Origin of the sequence: Streptomyces sp. NPDC086766 (genome assembly GCF_044746005.1) — a bacterium.
Taxonomy (GTDB): Bacteria; Actinomycetota; Actinomycetes; order Streptomycetales; family Streptomycetaceae; genus Streptomyces.
Genome location: NZ_JBIVBI010000019.1, coordinates 73,659 through 90,560 on the forward strand (window position 1 = coordinate 73,659; position 16,902 = coordinate 90,560).

The 16,902-nt window shown below is 74.2% G+C and carries 12 protein-coding genes; 10 read left to right on the plus strand and 2 right to left on the minus strand.

The annotated features are described in order from the left end of the window. The first annotated feature begins 16 nt into the window (after positions 1-16). The 8 genes from gatB (at position 17) to ACIPM1_RS28550 (ending at position 9,708) form a co-directional block, all read left to right on the plus strand. A complete protein-coding gene (gene gatB, locus ACIPM1_RS28515; protein WP_402439392.1) occupies positions 17-1,528 on the plus strand; it encodes an Asp-tRNA(Asn)/Glu-tRNA(Gln) amidotransferase subunit GatB in 1,512 nt (503 codons plus the stop codon). Between the two features lie 122 nt (positions 1,529-1,650). Continuing rightward, positions 1,651-2,031 carry a hypothetical protein gene (locus ACIPM1_RS28520; protein WP_402439394.1) on the plus strand — a complete coding sequence of 127 codons (381 nt, stop codon included), beginning with the start codon at positions 1,651-1,653 and terminating at the stop codon, positions 2,029-2,031. 239 nt (positions 2,032-2,270) lie between these two features. Beyond that, complete coding sequence (locus ACIPM1_RS28525; protein ID WP_402439396.1) at positions 2,271-4,496, plus strand: MMPL family transporter; 2,226 nt, start codon at positions 2,271-2,273, stop codon at positions 4,494-4,496. Beyond that, on the plus strand, positions 4,474-5,037 hold the full coding sequence (locus ACIPM1_RS28530; RefSeq protein ID WP_402439398.1) for a GNAT family N-acetyltransferase: 564 nt from the start codon (positions 4,474-4,476) through the stop codon (positions 5,035-5,037). The genes ACIPM1_RS28525 and ACIPM1_RS28530 overlap by 23 nt, the downstream gene beginning before the upstream one ends. Before the next feature lie 93 nt (positions 5,038-5,130). Next, positions 5,131-5,790: a hypothetical protein gene (locus tag ACIPM1_RS28535; protein WP_402439400.1), complete on the plus strand. Its 660-nt coding sequence runs from the start codon at positions 5,131-5,133 to the stop codon at positions 5,788-5,790. Between the two features lie 239 nt (positions 5,791-6,029). Continuing rightward, positions 6,030-6,215: a hypothetical protein gene (locus ACIPM1_RS28540; protein WP_402439402.1), complete on the plus strand. Its 186-nt coding sequence runs from the start codon at positions 6,030-6,032 to the stop codon at positions 6,213-6,215. A 179-nt stretch (positions 6,216-6,394) separates the two neighbouring features. Continuing rightward, a complete protein-coding gene (locus ACIPM1_RS28545; protein ID WP_402439403.1) occupies positions 6,395-9,478 on the plus strand; it encodes an AAA family ATPase in 3,084 nt (1,027 codons plus the stop codon). A 38-nt stretch (positions 9,479-9,516) separates the two neighbouring features. Beyond that, positions 9,517-9,708 carry a DUF6191 domain-containing protein gene (locus tag ACIPM1_RS28550; protein ID WP_402439405.1) on the plus strand — a complete coding sequence of 64 codons (192 nt, stop codon included), beginning with the start codon at positions 9,517-9,519 and terminating at the stop codon, positions 9,706-9,708. A gap of 49 nt (positions 9,709-9,757) precedes the next feature. Here ACIPM1_RS28550 and ACIPM1_RS28555 read toward each other — a convergent pair whose 3' ends face one another. Beyond that, positions 9,758-10,927, minus strand: a complete 1,170-nt coding sequence (locus ACIPM1_RS28555; RefSeq protein ID WP_402439406.1) for a PQQ-dependent sugar dehydrogenase — start codon at positions 10,925-10,927, stop codon at positions 9,758-9,760. Between the two features lie 197 nt (positions 10,928-11,124). Beyond that, complete coding sequence (locus ACIPM1_RS28560; protein ID WP_402439408.1) at positions 11,125-12,123, minus strand: aldo/keto reductase; 999 nt, start codon at positions 12,121-12,123, stop codon at positions 11,125-11,127. Between the two features lie 78 nt (positions 12,124-12,201). On the opposite strand from ACIPM1_RS28560, the gene ACIPM1_RS28565 reads away from it, so the two are divergent. Next, entirely contained in the window at positions 12,202-13,152 is a 951-nt protein-coding gene (locus ACIPM1_RS28565) for a 2-hydroxyacid dehydrogenase (protein WP_402439410.1), read from the plus strand. A 373-nt stretch (positions 13,153-13,525) separates the two neighbouring features. Further along, on the plus strand, positions 13,526-16,732 hold the full coding sequence (locus ACIPM1_RS28570) for an EAL domain-containing protein (protein ID WP_402439411.1): 3,207 nt from the start codon (positions 13,526-13,528) through the stop codon (positions 16,730-16,732). Positions 16,733-16,902 lie beyond the last annotated feature (170 nt).

The window sequence follows — 16,902 nt, forward strand, 5'->3', positions numbered from 1 at the left end:
GAGGGAAGTTTTCACCGTGACCACCACGACCGACCTGGTGTCGTACGAGGACGCGCTGGCGACCTACGACCCCGTCATGGGCCTCGAGGTCCATGTCGAACTCGGCACCAAGACCAAGATGTTCTGCGGCTGTTCCACCGCGCTCGGCGCGGAACCGAACACGCAGACCTGCCCCACCTGCCTCGGCCTGCCCGGCTCGCTCCCGGTCGTCAACGCGACCGGTGTCGAGTCCGCCGTCAAGATCGGTCTCGCCCTGAACTGCGAGATCGCCGAGTGGTGCCGCTTCGCCCGGAAGAACTACTTCTATCCGGACATGCCGAAGAACTTCCAGACCTCCCAGTACGACGAGCCGATCGCCTTCGACGGCCACCTCGACGTGCAGCTGGAGGACGGCACGACCTTCCGCGTGGAGATCGAGCGCGCCCACATGGAGGAGGACACCGGCAAGTCCACCCACGTGGGCGGTGCCACCGGCCGCATCCACGGCGCCGACTACTCGCTGCTGGACTACAACCGGGCCGGCATCCCGCTCATCGAGATCGTCACCAAGCCGATCGTCGGCGCCGGTGACCGCGCTCCCGAGGTCGCCAAGGCGTACGTCCGCGAGCTGCGCGAGGTCATCCGGGCGCTCGGTGTCTCCGAGGCCCGTATGGAGATGGGCCAGATGCGCTGCGACGTGAACCTGTCGCTGATGCCCAAGGGCAGCGACACGTTCGGCACGCGCTCCGAGACGAAGAACGTCAACTCGCTGCGGTCCGTGGAGCGCGCCGCCCGCTACGAGATCATGCGCCACGCCGCCGTGCTCGGCGCCGGCGGCACGATCGTCCAGGAGACCCGCCACTTCCACGAGGACACCGGCTCCACCACCTCGGGCCGGGTGAAGGAGGAGGCCGAGGACTACCGGTACTTCCCGGAGCCCGACCTCGTCCCGGTGGCCCCCGCCCGCGAGTGGGTCGAGGAGATCCGCGCCGCGCTGCCGGAGCTGCCGCTGGTGCGCCGCAACCGGCTCCGCGAGGAGTGGGGCGTGTCGGGTACCGACATGCAGGCGATCCTCAACGCCGGCGCCCTCGACCCGATCGTCGCCACGATCGGGGCCGGCGCCGACGCCGCCTCCGCCCGCAAGTGGTGGATGGGTGAACTGGCGCGGCAGGCCAACGAGTCCGGCAGGTCCCTGGACGAGCTGGCGATCACGCCGGAGCAGGTCGCCCGGGTGGCCGGACTCGTCGCCTCCGGCGAGCTCAACGACAAGCTGGCCCGCCAGGTCATCGAGGGCGTCCTCGCCGGTGAGGGCAGCCCGGACGAGGTCGTCGAGAAGCGCGGCCTGAAGGTCGTCTCCGACGAGGGCGCGCTGACCGCCGCCGTCGACGAGGCCATCGCCGGCAATCCCGCCATCGCGGACAAGATCCGCGGTGGCAAGGTGGCCGCGGCCGGCGCCCTGGTCGGCGCCGTCATGAAGGCCACGCGCGGCCAGGCGGACGCGGCCCGCGTCAAGGAGCTGATCCTGGAGAAGCTGGGCGTCGAGGGCTGATCCCGGGCCGGTACGGTCGAGCACTGGGGGGACGCGTCGGTCGCGACGCGTCCCCCCAGGTGTGTCACCGGCCGCGACCCCCCGCACCGGGCTTGGGGACCGACGCGCTACGCTCGCCCGGCATGAATGGACGCGCCGATTCCGAAACGCCCCCCGGCATAGCCGAAGAGGGCGACGTCGAGGGTGCCGGCGTACCTGAGGGCGACGAGGGCGCCGAGTCCGCCCCCGTGATCGACGACGACGGTGAGGATCCGGCGGAGGTGGCGCGCCGCGCCCGCTGGACGGCGTCGGGGTCGGGCGCCCTGCTGACGCTCGCCGGGCTCGCCGCGTCGCTGCTGCGCCTCACCGGCTCGTCCCCGGCGCTCGTTCCCGCCGCCTACGCCCTCGGCGCCGCCGTCTGCGCGCTCGCCGCCGCTCTGGGGGCCCGGGGCCACACCCGGAGGGCGCTGTGGCTCCTGATCGCCGGGGTGATGGTGATGGCACTCGGCGACCAGTTCGACTGAGGCAGCCGATTGTGGACTTTTTGACCCTTTTGATCGGGTCGTCCCGGCCCGGCGGTCCGCGCGGGATCGTCCTGTGAATTGGGTCCCATTCATGTGAATCAGCACACGATCCCCATAAAGGATCATATGGGCCTGCAAGAGTGGCATCACCTTGCTCATGCGTTCTTTGCGGGCTGTTCCGTTCATCGGCGAATGTTCCCGGTCAAAGATCCACACATAGTCCCCTCGGGAGCACGTCCGTGGCAGCCCTCGCGCGCTGGTGTGTCCGGCACCGCCTCCTCGTCGTCCTGCTGTGGCTCCTCGCCTTCGCCGGGGCCACCGCGGCCGCCACTGCCGCCGGTTCCGCGTACTCGAACGACTACGAGGTCCCGGGCACCGAGTCGGGCCGTGCGACCCAGCTGCTTCAGGAGGGCTTCCCGGGCCTCGGCGGGGACGGCGACACCGTCGTCTGGCACACCTCGCACGGCACCGTGCGCGCCCCGGCCGTCGAGCGGACGATGTCCCACACCCTGGACCGGATCGCGGCCCTGCCCCAGATCGCCTCCGTGACCGGCCCGTACACGGCCCAGGGCGCGGACCGGATCAGCGCCGACGGGCACACCGCGTACGCGACCGTCACCTTCCGCCACCCGGCCCGGGAGGTCACCCGAACCGAGGCGAGCGCCGTGGTCGAGGCCGCCAGGTCCGCCCGGACCGACGGGCTCCAGGTGGAGCTCGGCGGCACCGCCGTCGGCCTGACCGAGTCCTCCGGCGGGCACCTCGCCGAGGCCGTCGGCGTGGTCGTGGCCGCCGCGGTGCTCTTCCTCGCCTTCGGCTCGCTCGCCGCCTCCCTGGTGCCGATCGCCACCGCGCTGGTCGGCGTCGGCACCGCCTACGCGGCCGTCGGACTCCTCGGCCACGCCATGACCGTGGCCGACTTCGCGCCCATGCTCGGGCTGCTGGTCGGGCTCGGCGTCGGCATCGACTACGCGCTGTTCATCGTCACCCGGCACCGGCGCGGACTGAAGCGCGGACTGAGCACCACCGAGGCGGCCACGACCGCCGTCGCCACCACGGGCCGCGCCGTCGTCTTCGCGGGCGCCACCGTGTGCATCGCCCTGCTGGGCATGCTGATCCTGCGGCTCGGCTTCCTCAACGGGGTCGCGGTCGCCGCCTCGGTGACCGTCCTGCTCACCGTCGCGGCCTCGGTGACCCTGCTGCCCGCCCTGCTGTCCTGGATCGGCCCGCGCGCCCTGAGCCGGCGGGAGCGGCGCCGGCTGGCCGAGCACGGGCCCGAGCCCGAACTGCCCACCGGGTTCGCCGCCCGCTGGTCCGCCTTCGTCGAACGCCACCCCAAACTGCTCGGCGCGCTCGCCCTGGCCGTCGTCACCGTGCTCGCCGTTCCCACGCTCTCCCTGCGCCTGGGCAGCTCGGACCAGGGCAACGACCCGGCGTCGACGACCACACGCCGGGCCTACGACCTCGTCGCCGAGGGCTTCGGCCCCGGCGTCAACGGCCCGCTGACCCTAGTGACCCGGGTGGACGGCGCCGAGGACCGGCTCGCCCTGGACAACCTCGACGCCACCCTGCGCTCCACCGAGGGCGTCGCCGCGGTGACCCCGGTGACCTACAACACCGGCGGCGGCACCGCCTACCTGACCGTCGTCCCCGACTCCGCGCCCCAGTCGCAGCGCACCAGCGACCTCGTCGACCGGCTGCGCACCGAGGTGCTGCCGCGCGCCGAGACCGGCACCTCGCTCGACGTGCACGTCGGCGGCGTCACCGCCGGGTACGACGACTTCGCCGGGATCATCGTGGGCCGGCTGCCGCTGTTCGTCGGCGTGGTCGTCGGCCTCGGCTGCGTCCTGCTGCTGCTCGCGTTCCGGTCGCTGGGCATCCCCCTGAAGGCCGCCGTGATGAACGTCGCCGCCGTCGCCGCCGCCTTCGGGGTCGTCGTCGCGGTCTTCCAGTGGGGCTGGGGCAGCGAACTGCTCGGCCTCGGCCGCGCCGGCCCGATCGAGCCGTTCCTCCCCGTGATCATGGTCTCCGTCCTCTTCGGGCTCTCCATGGACTACCAGGTCTTCCTGGTCAGCCGGATGTACGAGGAGTGGCTGGAGACCGGCGACAACCGGCGCGCCGTCCGTGTCGGCCTCGCCGAGACCAGCCGGGTGATCAACTCGGCCGCGGTCATCATGATCTCCGTCTTCCTCGCCTTCGTCCTCAGCGGCGACCGGGTGATCGCCATGTTCGGCATCGCGCTGGCCTCCGCCGTCGCCCTCGACGCCTTCGTGCTGCGCACCCTGCTGGTGCCCGCGCTGATGCACCTGCTCGGCGGCGCCAACTGGTGGCTGCCGCGCCGGCTGGACCGCGTCCTGCCCCGGATCAGCATCGAGCCGCCCGAGTGCCGCGCCGCCCATGAGAGGCTCGTGGACGTCGACGGCGAACCGAAGGAGCGGCAGCGCGATGTACGCGACATCCCTGGGTGACGACGGGGCCGAGCTGAGGCCGCTGGAACCCTGGCACGCCGAGGAGTTCCTCGCGCACCTCGACCGGGGCCGGGACTTCATCACCCGGCACATCCCGTTCGGCGCGAACGCCACCGACGTGGACTCCGCCCGCGCGGTCCTCCAGGCGTACGCCGACAAGCGCGCCGCCGACAGCGGCTTCCTGCACGGGCTGTGGCTGGACGGGAAACTGGTCGGCGGGCTGCTGTTCCGCGTCTTCGACGCCGCCAGCGGCAACTGCGAGATCGGCTGCTGGCTGGAGCCGGCCGGGACCGGTCGCGGGCTGGTCACCCGCGGCGCACGGGTGCTGATCGACTGGGCGTTTGACGAGCGCGGCATGCACCGTGTGGAGTGGTACGTGTCGTCGGCCAACGAACCGAGCATCGGCGTGGCCCGGCGGCTGGGGCTGACCCGCGAGGGTGTGCTCCGCGAGAGCCACCCCTACCGGGGCGCACGCCAGGACACCGAGATCTGGGCGGTGCTGGCCCCCGAGTGGCGTGCCGCACGCACGCGTGGGCACTGACGCGCCGGAGGGCGCGCGCCGCTCACCGTGATCGGCAAGAGACCGCGACGACCATGAAGAGACCTCTCAGACAGCGTCCGTACGGTGCGAGGCATGGGAACCAAGACTGCAGACGAGGCCGGAGCCGCCCACGGGGCCGAGGCGAAGAACGACCAGGAGACGGTGAACGTGACCAAGTCCGACCGACCCGACGCCACCACGCCGGGCCAGGCCGAGGAAACGACGGGGACCGACGAGAAGGGCACCGTCCAGGGCGCCCGCGCGGGCGTCGGTGACGCCGACGCGGCGGCCGCCCCCGAGCGCTCCGAGAGCGCCGCGACCGCCGAGGCCGGGGAAGCCGCCGGAGCCGAGGCGAGCGGTCCCACCGGGGTCGGCCAGGGCGCCGGCGCCGTCGTCGCCGCCGCGCTGGGCCTCGTCTCGCTGACCGGGAGCTGGCTCGGCACCGTCGCCGGTGCGCGGGCCCAGCTCATCGGCCAGCTGCAGACGGCCTCCTCGGCGACCGTGGCCAAGCAGATCAAGGCGGTGTACGGCGACTCCTGGCAGGCCACCGCGCTGTGGGGCGGGCTGTTCGCCCTCCTCGCGCTGGTCGTCGGCGTCGTGGTCCTCGCCCGGCCCGCGTTCGGCGCCCCGGGCAGGCCGCAGGCGGTCTGGATCAAGTCGGTCGCCTGGGCGGGCGTCGTGCTGGGCGTCCTCGGGCTGCTGCTGGCCGTCCTGAAGTACACCGGCGTCCTGCTCGGCCTGCCGACGACCTGACGCACCGCCCGGGCATCGCGCCCCGGACGGGCGGGGGGCCTTAGGGCTGCCGTGGACACCTCACGGCCGCCCTGAGGCCCCCCGCGCATGTCTTACGTACGCCACCCGCCCGTCTAAGGCCCCGAGCGCCGCGCAAGATGCGGAACTCTCCCGATGTGGCCGGCCCCCCTGGGAGACGAAGGTGGAGGAGTCGCGGAAAGCGGCACCGGAAACCACCTCTCACCAGGGAGACAGACGCCATGTTCGACTACGAGCTCCACCAGCTGCGTTCCGCCGACCTGCGCCGCCGGGCCGCGCACGAGCGACTGGTGCGCGCGGTGCTCCGCGGCGGCCGCGCCGGGCGCCGCCCGGCCGGCCCGGAGACCCCGGAGGCGGAATCCCATACCGAACACCCCCGCCGCCACCGCTTCACCCGCGCCGCATGACCGCCCCGCCGGAAAGCCCCGTCCCCCTGGGCCGGGGCTTTCCGTCCGTGACCGGCCGGGGGCGGGGAGCCGCCGGTCGCGGGCAGGCCGGGGCAGGTCCCGGGCCGGGTGCCGCGGGTGCGGGTGCGGCGGAGGGCGGGCGGTCGAAAACCGGTGCCGCGGTGTCGGACCCGCGTGCGATGCTCTGGGCTGTGGAGACCAGGTCCGTCAGTCCGGTGTTCGTCGGTCGCGGCGACGAGTTGGAGACGCTGCACGACGCGCTCGCCCGCGCCGACGCGGGGGAGCCGCAGGCCCTGCTGGCCGGCGGCGAGGCGGGCGTGGGCAAGACGCGTCTGACCGAGGAGTTCGCCACCGCCGCCTGCCGCCGCGGCGCCGTCGTCGCGCTCGGCGGCTGTGTGGAGATCGGCGCCGACGGACTGCCGTTCGCCCCCTTCTCCACCGCCCTGCGCGCCCTGCGCCGCGAACTGCCCGGCGAACTGGCCGCGGCCGCCGCCGGCCAGGAGGAGGAACTCGCCCGGCTGCTGCCCGAGCTGGCCGAGACCACCACCGCCCGCGGAGCGGGCCGGCACGACGAGGAGGGCATGGCCCGCCTCTTCGAGCTCACCGCGCGGCTGCTGGAGCACGTGTCCCGCGACCGCACGGTCGTCGTCGTCCTGGAGGACCTGCACTGGGCCGACGCCTCCACCCGGCACCTGCTGTCCTACCTCTTCCGCACCCTGCGCACCGGCCGTCTCGTCGTCCTGGCCACCTACCGCTCCGACGACATCCACCGCCGCCATCCGCTGCGCCCGCTGCTCGCCGAACTGGACCGGCTGCGCACCGTCCGCCGCCTCGAGCTCGCCCGCTTCAACCGCCAGGAGGTGGGCCGCCAGATCGCCGGCATCATCGCCACCGAGCCGGACCCCGTCCAGGTCGACGAGATCTTCGACCGCTCCGACGGCAACGCCTTCTTCGTCGAGGAACTCGCCGTCGCCGCCCGCGAGGGCCGGGCCTGCCTCAGCGAGTCCCTGCGGGACCTGCTCCTGGTCCGGGTGGAGGCGCTTCCCGAGCCCGCCCAGCGGGTCGCCCGGATCGCCGCCGAGGGCGGCTCCACCGTCGAGTACCGGCTGCTCGCCGCCGTGGCCCGGCTCGCCGAGGACGACCTGATCGAGGCGCTGCGGGCCGCCGTGAACGCCAACATCCTCCTCGCCGCGCCCACCGGGGACGGCTACCGCTTCCGGCACTCCCTGGTGCGCGAGGCGGTCAGCGACGACCTGCTGCCCGGCGAGCGCTCCCGCCTCAACCGCCGCTACGCCGAGGCACTGGAGGCCGACCCGGCCCTCGTCCCCGCCGGCGAACGGGTCATGCGGCTGGCCAGCTACTGGTACCACGCCCACGACCCGGCCAAGGCCCTGCCCGCCGTCCTCGACGCCACCGTCGCGGCCCGCGCCCGGCACGCCTACAGCGAGCAACTGCGGCTCCTGGAGCGGGCGATGGAACTGTGGGACGCCGCCCCCGAGGACGTACGGGCACGACTGCGCCCGGCGGACTACGCCGAGGCCTACCGGCCCTCACCGCCCGCAGGGCGTGCGGGCGGCCCCGGCGGCCCCGAACCCTCCGCCGCCCCCCTGCGCTACCTCGACCTGATGGCGGAGGCCGTCGTCGCGGGCCGCCTCAGCGGCGAGCGCGACCTCGCCATGAAGATCACCAAGCGGGCGCTGCGCCTCCTGGAGGACGAGTACGACCCCCTGCGCGCCGCCTGGTTCTGGATCCAGCGCTCCCGGCTGGTGCAGTCCAAGGCCCACGGCGACGGCTGGCAGGAACTGGCCACCGCACAGGAGCTGGTGCGCGGCCTGCCGCCGTCGGAGGTGCACGCCGAGGTGCTGGCCCACGTCGCCAACTGGTCGATGGTCCACGCACCGGGCCCCGATGCCTTCACCTCCGCCGAACGGGCCGTGGAGTACGCGCGCATGGTCGGCGCCCGCGAGATCGAGATGAACGCCCGCCTCACCCTGAACAACCTCAGAGTCGAGGCCGGGGACGTCGAGGCGGGACTCGCCGAGATGTACGAGGTCAAACGGCGGACGGTCGAGGACGGGATCCCCGGCGTGGCGGGCCGCTGCTACGTGAACCTGCCGTCCGAGCTGGAGTCCGTCGGACGCTCCCGCGAGGCCGTGCCCCTCATGGAGGAGGGGATCGCGTTCGCCCGGCGCTTCCGGCAACTGGACACCGAGGCCTGGGTGTGGGGCAACCTCGCCGAGTCCCTGTTCACCCTGGGCCGGTGGGACGAGGCCGCCGAGGCGGCGACCCGCTCGGGGCGCGTCGGGCAGAGCGCCAAGCCGCGCGGTTTCCGCGCCCGGATCCGCGCCGAACTCGCCCTCGCCCGCGGCGACCTGGACGAGGCGGCCCGCCAACTGGCCGCCGCGCGGGATCACTTCGGCTCCCACGACTACGCCCCGCAGCACGAGCTGCCGCTGGTCCGCATCGCGCTCGCGGTCGCCGCCGGCGAGGGCCGCCTGCTGGACGCCCGCGCCCAGCTCGAACAGGTCCTGGAATCCGGCTTCCCGCCCGGCACCCAGCGGTACTGCTGGCCGCTGCTGCTCACCGCCGCCACCGTGGAGACCCGCGCCGCCGCGCTGCCCGCGGCCGGCCCGGGACGCGCCGAGACCCTCGACCGCATCCGGGGGGCCGCCAGGACGCTGGCCACCCACGTGCCCGTCTGGCAGGCCTACGAGCGCTGGGTGCGCGCGGAACTGCTGCGCGCCGAGGGCCGCGACAGCGCCGAGGACTGGGCCGGCCTCGTCGAGGCCTTCGAGTCCCTGGAGCGCCCCTACGACCTGGCCCGGGTGCGTCACCGGCTGGCCGAGGCCCTGCTCGCGGCCGGGGACGACGACGAGCGGGAGCGCGCCACCGAGCTGCTGCGGCTGGCCCACGCCGTCGCCGGGCACCTCGGCGCCCGCCCCCTCGCCGACTCCGTCGCCCTGCTCGCCCAGCGCGCCCGCCTCACCCTGGCCCGCGCCCCGCGCCGGGCGCCCGCCGACGCCGATCCCGCCGGGTCCCTCGGCCTCACCAGCAGGGAGCGCGACGTGCTGCGCCTGGTGTCCGCCGGCCGCACCAACCGCCAGATAGCCGAGGAACTGTTCATCTCCCCGAAGACGGCCAGCGTCCACGTGTCGAACATCCTGGGCAAGCTCGGCGTCTCCGGGCGCGGCGAGGCGGCGGCGGTGGCGCACCGGCTGGGCCTGTTCCCCGCCGACGCGCTCACCGCCCCGGCGCCGGGCTGAAACGTACGCTGAAGGGAAACCGGCAAGGGGGAGGTGCCGTGTTCAACGTCTTCGAGGAACTGTTCGCGCCCGGCCGCAAGCACACCCGGGACGAGCGGAACCGGCTCGAGTTGACCCGGGAGGACGTCGGTGACGGCGACCCGGGGCGGGGGCCGATCGACCTCGCGTCCGGGAAGGTCGTCGTCAGGCATCCCCCGCCGCCGGCCCGGGAGGACACCGGCGAGGAGTAGGCGCCGGGCGCCGCGGACCGGGCTGACCGGGCTGACCGGGAGAAGGGCCCTACGTCACCCGGAGCTCCAGAATGCGGTCGTCGCCCTTCTTCGGGCTGCCCCGGCCGTCGGTGTTGCTGGTCACCAGCCACAGCCTGTCCCCGCCCGCCGCGACCACCGTGCGCAGCCGGCCGTACTCGCCCTTCAGGAAGGCCTGCGGGGGCGCCGACGCCCGGGTGCCCCGCAGCGGGACGCGCCACAGACGCTCCCCCTTCAGCGCGGCCACCCAGAGGGAGCCCGCGGCGTACGCGATGCCGCTCGGGGACGCGTCGTCCGTGTGCCACTGCGTCAACGGATTCACGAACCTGGGATTGCCGGACCTGCCCTCGGCGTCCGGCCAGCCGTAGTTGCCGCCCGGCCTGATCGCGTTCACCTCGTCCCAGGTGTCCTGGCCGAACTCCGAGGCGAACAGGCGCTGTTCGTCGTCCCAGGCGAGCCCCTCCACATTGCGGTGGCCGTACGAGTACACCGGGGACCCCGGGAACGGGTTGCCCGGGGCCGGTTCGCCCTCCGGCGTCATCCGCAGGATCTTGCCGCCCAGTGATGCGGTGTCCTGGGCCAGGCCCCGGTCACCGGTCTCGCCGGTGCCCGCGTACAGCATCCGGTCCGGGCCGAAGGCGATCCGGCCGCCGTTGTGGATGAGGCCCTTGGGGATGCCCTTGAAGACCGTGTCCGGCGCCCCGAGCTGCTCACCGGCGGGCTTCTTCTCGTCGTACAGCACGCGCACGATGCGGTTGTCCGAGGCCGAGGTGAAGTACGCGTAGATCATGTGGTCGGAGGCGAAGGCGGGGGAGAGGGCGATGCCGAGCAGGCCGCCCTCGCCCTCCGGGGCCACCCCGGACACCGTGCCGAGCTCGGTCTTCCGTCCGGTCCTCTCGTCGACCCGGGTGATCGTCGCCCGGTCGCGGGAGGAGACGAGCAGGCCGCCGCCGGGCAGCGGCGCCAGGCCCCACGGGGTGTCGAGGCCCTCCGCGATCGTGCGCAGCACCTTCACCGAGCCCTTGGTCGGCGGCGCGGTCTCCCCGGCCGCCGGCCCGGAGGGCGAGGCCGTCGCGGCCGTACGGCTCGGCGCCTCGGTGCCGGCGCCCGACGGGCCGCCCCCGGTGCCGGAGCAGCCGGCCGTCCACAGCAGCGCGCCGGCGGCCAGGGCGGCCGTCACAGCTCGACGTCGCACGATCATGTCCCTTCGACGCGGCGGGTCCTCCTGTCTTACTCCGCCCACGCCTCCCAGGTTCCCGGTTCACCGCGATCCGACGCTCCGCGCGGGCGGTCGGCCGCGCTCGGCCCGGTCGTCGCGCCGGGTCCGGGCGCCGTGCCCGGTCCGGCGCGCCGGGTTCGGGCAGGGCCCCGGCGCACTCCGCCGGGTCCGGGCCGTCCTCAGTCCCAGGACCCCTGCGCCGCGGGCAGATGCCCCACCTCGGCCAGGTCCCGTGCGGTCAGGCGCAGCCCCGCCGCCCCGGCGTTGTCCGTCACCCAGCGTTCCCGCTTGGTGCCCGGCAGCGCGACGACGTGGCGGCCCTGGGCCAGCACCCAGGCCAGCGCCACCTGCGCCGGCGTGACGTTCGCGCCGTGCCGTGCGGCCACCCGGCGCAGGCCCGCGACGATCGGCTGGTTGGCGGCCATCATCTCGGCGGTGAAACGGGGGTGGCGGGCGCGCACGTCGTCCCGTTCGAAGCCCCCGCCGGGAGTGAGCGTGCCGGTGAGGAAGCCGCTGCCCAGCGGCATCGCGGCGAGGAAGCCGATGCCGCGCGCCTCGCACCACGGCAGCAGACCGTCCAGCGCCTCCGGCGACCACACCGACAGCTCGGCCTGCACCGCGCTCACCGGGAAGACCTGCTGCACCCGCTCCAGCTGCCGGATCGTTCCGTCGTGCAGCCGCGCCCCGGGCCGCCGCCCCCTGCGCGCCCCGACGGCGCACAGGCCCAGCGCCCGCACCTTCCCGGCCCGTACGAGCTCCGCCATCGCCCCCCAGGTCTCCTCCACCGGCACCTCGGGGTCGGCGCGGTGCAGCTGGTACAGGTCGATGACGTCCGTCTGCAGCCGCCGCAGCGAGGCGTCGCAGGCGCGCCGCACATAGCCGGGGCGCCCGTTGGCCACGATGTGCTGCTCGCCCACCAGCAGCCCGACCTTGGTCGACACGAACGCGTCCGCGCGCCGCTCCTTCAACGCCCGCCCCAGCAGCAGCTCGTTGGTGAACGGGCCGTACATGTCGGCCGTGTCCAGCAGCGTCGAGCCCAGGTCCAGTGCCCGGCGCACCGCCCTGAGCGACTCCTCGCCCCGCTGCCGCGACGCGCTGTACGCCCAGCTCATCGGCATGCACCCGAGTCCGACGGCCCCCACCGCGAGCGCCGCCGCGCCGATCGTCCTGCGCTCCACCTGGCCGTAACCCTCCCTGTCCTGGGATCAACCAACCTAACCTCTGCGTTCCCGCGCCCCTCACATAGCCTCGGGACCATGACTGCTGACGTGTGGCTGCCCATCCCGCCGGACGAGATCGAGGGCCTCCCCGAGGAGCTCGCCTACCGCTTCTGGGACGGCGCCGAGGAGTTCCCCGCGGACCCCGCCGACTGCGCCTTCTACGTCGTGCCGTACATGAAGCCCGGCGGCGTCGGCGTGCGCCCGCTGCCCCGGATGAGCGCGGTACGGGTCGTGCAGACGCTGTCCGCCGGCACCGACCACGTGGAGCCCGGCCTCAGGCACCTGCCGCCCGGCGTGCAGCTGTGCAACGCGCGCGGGGTGCACGAGGCGAGCACGGCCGAACTGACCCTCGCCCTGGTCCTCGCCTCGCTGCGCGGCATCCCCGACTTCGTCCGGGCCCAGGACCGGGGGGAGTGGCGGGGAGGCTTCCGTCCGGCGCTGGCCGACAAGAACGTCCTCATCGTGGGGTACGGCTCCATCGGCGCCGCCATCGAGGACCGGCTCGCGCCGTTCGAGCTCGCGCGGGTGGCGCGCGTGGCGCGCTCCGCACGCACCACGGCGCGCGGTCCGGTGCACCCGCTCACCGATCTGCCCTCCCTGCTCCCGGACGCCGATGTCGTCATCCTGTCCACGCCCCTGACCGAGGCCACGCGCGGCCTGGCGGGAGCCGACTTCCTCGCGCGGATGAAGGACGGCGCGCTGCTCGTGAACGTCGCCCGCGGCCCCGTCGTCGACACGAAGGCGCTGCTGGCGGAGCTGGAGAGCGGCCGGATCACCGCCGCGCTCGACGTGACCGACCCCGAGCCGCTGCCGCCGGGCCACCCTCTGTGGCACGCGCCGGGTGTGCTCGTCAGCCCGCACGTCGGCGGCCCCACGTCCGCCTTCCTGCCGCGGGCCGAACATCTGCTCGTCAACCAGCTGCGCCGCTTTGTGAACCAGGAGCCGCTCGCCAACGTGGTCCTGACGACGGGAGCGGCAGGCGTGTAATCCGCTTCGGGTACCGTCCGCAACCTCCTGGACGCGGTGCGTACCCACATCCCCGCTGGTCGTCACGGAGCGTAGAGAAGCTATGTCCCTGAGTGACGATCCTGGTGTATCGTCCCCGACAGGGGCTGCGCCGCGCACCGTTCGGCGCCGGGGATGGACATGGCAGACTGCGAGGGGGGCGACGGGCGATGCACGGCCTATGGACGAACGATCCGACGCGGCGGAGCTGCCGGCGGCGGCCCTGGCGCACCGCCACGAGCAGACGCGGCCACCACGGCAGCCATCACCACGGCAGGCACAGCGGGCGCAGGAGGCACGCCCACCCGGCGCACCGGGACCCGCGGGACCCGGCGGCGCGGACCGGGAGGGCCCGGTGAGCCCGCCGCCCGCCCCGGCCCCGCTCGGCGGAGCCCCGCGGCCGCGGCCCGCGTCGCGCCTCCCCCTGCCCCGACCGCCCCTCCCGCGCGGCGCGGGCGGCCTGTTCCCCCAGCTCGTCCTGGCCCTGGTCTGCGCGGGATACGCCGTCGGTTCCGCACTCGGCTGGGGCTCGGACGAAGTGGCGCTGATCATGGGTGACTTCGGGCTGAGTGCCGCGGCCGGCACCGCCGCAGTGTCGTGCGCGGTCTACGCCCGCGGCCCGCGGGTCCGCTTCCGGCCCGCCTGGCTGCTGTTCGCCCTCTCCTCGGCGATGGCGTCCCTGGGCAACCTGGTCTGGGGGTGGTACGAGGTCGTCCTGAACGAGCCGGTGCCCAGCCCCAGTTACGCCGACCTGTTCTTCCTGTGCTTCGCGCCGCCCGCCATCGTCGGCCTGCTGGTGCTCGCCAAGCGGCCCGCCAACAAGGCGGGCTGGGTCTGCCTCGCGCTGGACGCCTGGCTGATCGGCGGCTCGCTGCTCACGCTGTCCTGGAGCCTGGCGCTCGCCCAGGCGGCCAAGTTCGACGGGCCGAGCGTGGCGCACACCGCGCTCTCGCTGGCGTACCCGCTGATGGACATCGCCCTGGTGAGCATGGTGCTCGCGCTGCACTTCCGGCGCTCCGCCGTCAACCGCACCGCCGTGAACACGGCGATCGGCGCCCTCGCCCTGACCGTCATGTGCGACGCGCTGTTCACCTCGCCGCTGCTGCACAACAACTACCACTCCGGCCAGTTGCTCGACGCGGGCTGGTTCGCCGGGTCCCTGCTCCTGGCGTACGCCCCCTGGGCCGCGCCCCGCCCCGACCCGGACCGCCCCGACCCCAGCCGCCGGCCCGCGGACAGGACCGAGGCGGACCACCCGGGCACCGACCACCCGGGCACCGACCATCCCGCCGACCACGCCGGCTCCGACCACCCCGGCACGGACCACGGCGAGGCGGACCACCGCCGGACGGACGGTCACGCGCGGGCGGCCGACAGGCTCCCGAGCCAAGCAGACGGGCTGCCGCGCCACGCCGACGGGCTCCCGCGCCCGGCGGACCGGCAGGCGCGCGTGGCGCACGCACACGTGCCCGGACCGCGCCGGAGCGCCCGCGGCCCCCACCTCCCGCCGCCCGCGCCGGGCGCCGACCACGAGCGGTACCAGGCCGGCCGGCCCCTGACCGGCTCGCTCGCCGCGCTCACGCCGTACCTCGCGGCCGCCGTCTGCACCCTGGGCGTGCTGTACAACGTGCTCAACGGGCACAGCGTCGACCGCGTGGTGCTGATCACCGCGGGCGCCGTGGTGCTGGCCCTCGTGGTGCGCCAGGGCATCATGCTGCTCGACAACATCACCCTCACCCAGGAACTGGCCCAGAAGGAGAACCACTTCCGCTCCCTGGTGCAGGGCTCGAGCGACGTCATCATGATCGCCGCGCCCAACGGCGTCCTCCGGTACGTCTCCCCGGCCGCCGCCGGCGTCTACGGACGGTCCGCGGAGGAGCTGGTGGGCAGGGAACTGGCCGGCCTCATCCACCCCGAGGACCTCGGCTGCGTGGTGCACGAGGTGCGCCGGTTCCTCGCCGCCAGCCCGCAGGAGGAGCCCACGACCCGCATCGAGTGCCGCTTCCGCTCCGGCGGCGGCGGATGGCTCAACGTCGAGTCGACCATCAACCGCCACCACGGCGGCCTGATCTTCAACAGCCGGGACGTGACCGAACGGGTGCGCCTGCAGGCGCAGCTCCAGCACAACGCGGAGCACGACCCGCTCACGGACCTGCCCAACCGCGCGCTGTTCACCCGGCGCGTGCAGCAGGCGCTGTCCGGCCGGCGCTCCACCGACCACGGCACCGCGGTGCTCTTCATCGACCTCGACGGCTTCAAGGCCGTCAACGACACCATCGGGCACCAGGCCGGGGACGAACTCCTCGTCCAGGCCGCCCGCAGACTCCAGGAGGCGGTCCGCCACGGGGACACCGCCTCCCGGCTCGGCGGCGACGAGTTCGCGGCCCTGATCGTCGGGGACGGCACCCGCGACCGCACCGCCCGCGAAGGGGACATCCTGGAGCTCGCCGACCGCCTCAGGGTGACGCTGTCCCAGCCGTACCTCATCGACGGCAACGAGGTCCGGGTCGCCGCGTCCATCGGCGTGGCCTTCGCCGAGCCGGGCCTCGGCGCCGGGGAGCTGCTCCGCAACGCCGACCTCGCGATGTACCGGGCGAAGGCGGCCGGCAAGGGCCGGGTCGAGCTGTACAAGCCGCAGATGCAGCAGGACGTCGTCCGCAAGGCGGAGCTGGCCACCCGTCTGCGGGCCGCCCTGCACGACGGCGAGTTCGCCCTGCTCCACCAGCCGGTGGTGTGCCTGGAGAACGGCCGGATCACCTCGGTGGCCGCCCAGGCGCGCTGGCGCTCCTCGCAGGGGGTGCTCTTCGCCCCCGCCGAGTTCCTGCGGGTGGCCGAGGACAGCGACAGGACCGCCGAACTGGGCCGGTGGGTGCTGGAGGAGGCCATCGAGCAGGCCGCCGAGCGGGCCGCGAGCGGCCTGTCCAAGCCCGTGGTGGTCCGGATGGGCGCCCGCCGGCTGCTGGACCGCTCGCTGCCGCCCGGCTCCGTGGAGGCCCTGCTGACCCGGCACGGGCTCCCGTCCGGGGCGCTGGTGATCGAGCTCTCCGACATCGACCCGCGGGTCTCGCTGGACGAGCTGGAGCGGCGGCTGAGCGCCCTGCGGCGGCTCGGCGTCCGGATCGCGCTGGACGGCTTCGGCGGTGGCTACGCGGCCGTCACGGCCCTCAGACGCCTGCCCCTGGACGTCCTGAAACTCGACCGCGGCCTGGTCGAGGGCGTGGTCGAGTCGGCCCGCCTGCACAAGATCACCAGTGGGCTGCTGCGCATCGCCATCGACCTCGGGCTCCAGTCCGTGGCCGACGGTGTGGACCTGCCGGAGCAGGTCGTCGCGCTGCGCGCGATGGGCTGCACCCACGGGCAGGGCACGGCCTTCTCCGGTCCGCTGGACGAGTACCGGCTGCGCCGGGCGCTGACCTCCGGCCGCTTTCCGGTGCCGCACGGCCCGGTCGAACCGGCGTTCGCGGGCGGTGGCGCGGGGCTGTACTCCGGTGGAGTGGCGGCCGTCTTCGGAGGCGGGACGGCCCTCCGCTCACATAATGAGACGCCCGTCCCACCCACTTGACACCGGGTGCGTGCCGGGGGGAGGGTCAGTGCCATGCGCACCCGAATTCTCGTACTTGGACAGCGCGTCGGCTGAGCTGGGACCCACCGGAGGACGATCCGGAATCCCCAGCGACCCTCACCGGCGCGCTCCCCTCGCTTGCCTTGCGGCACGAGGGGTTTTTTGTTGCA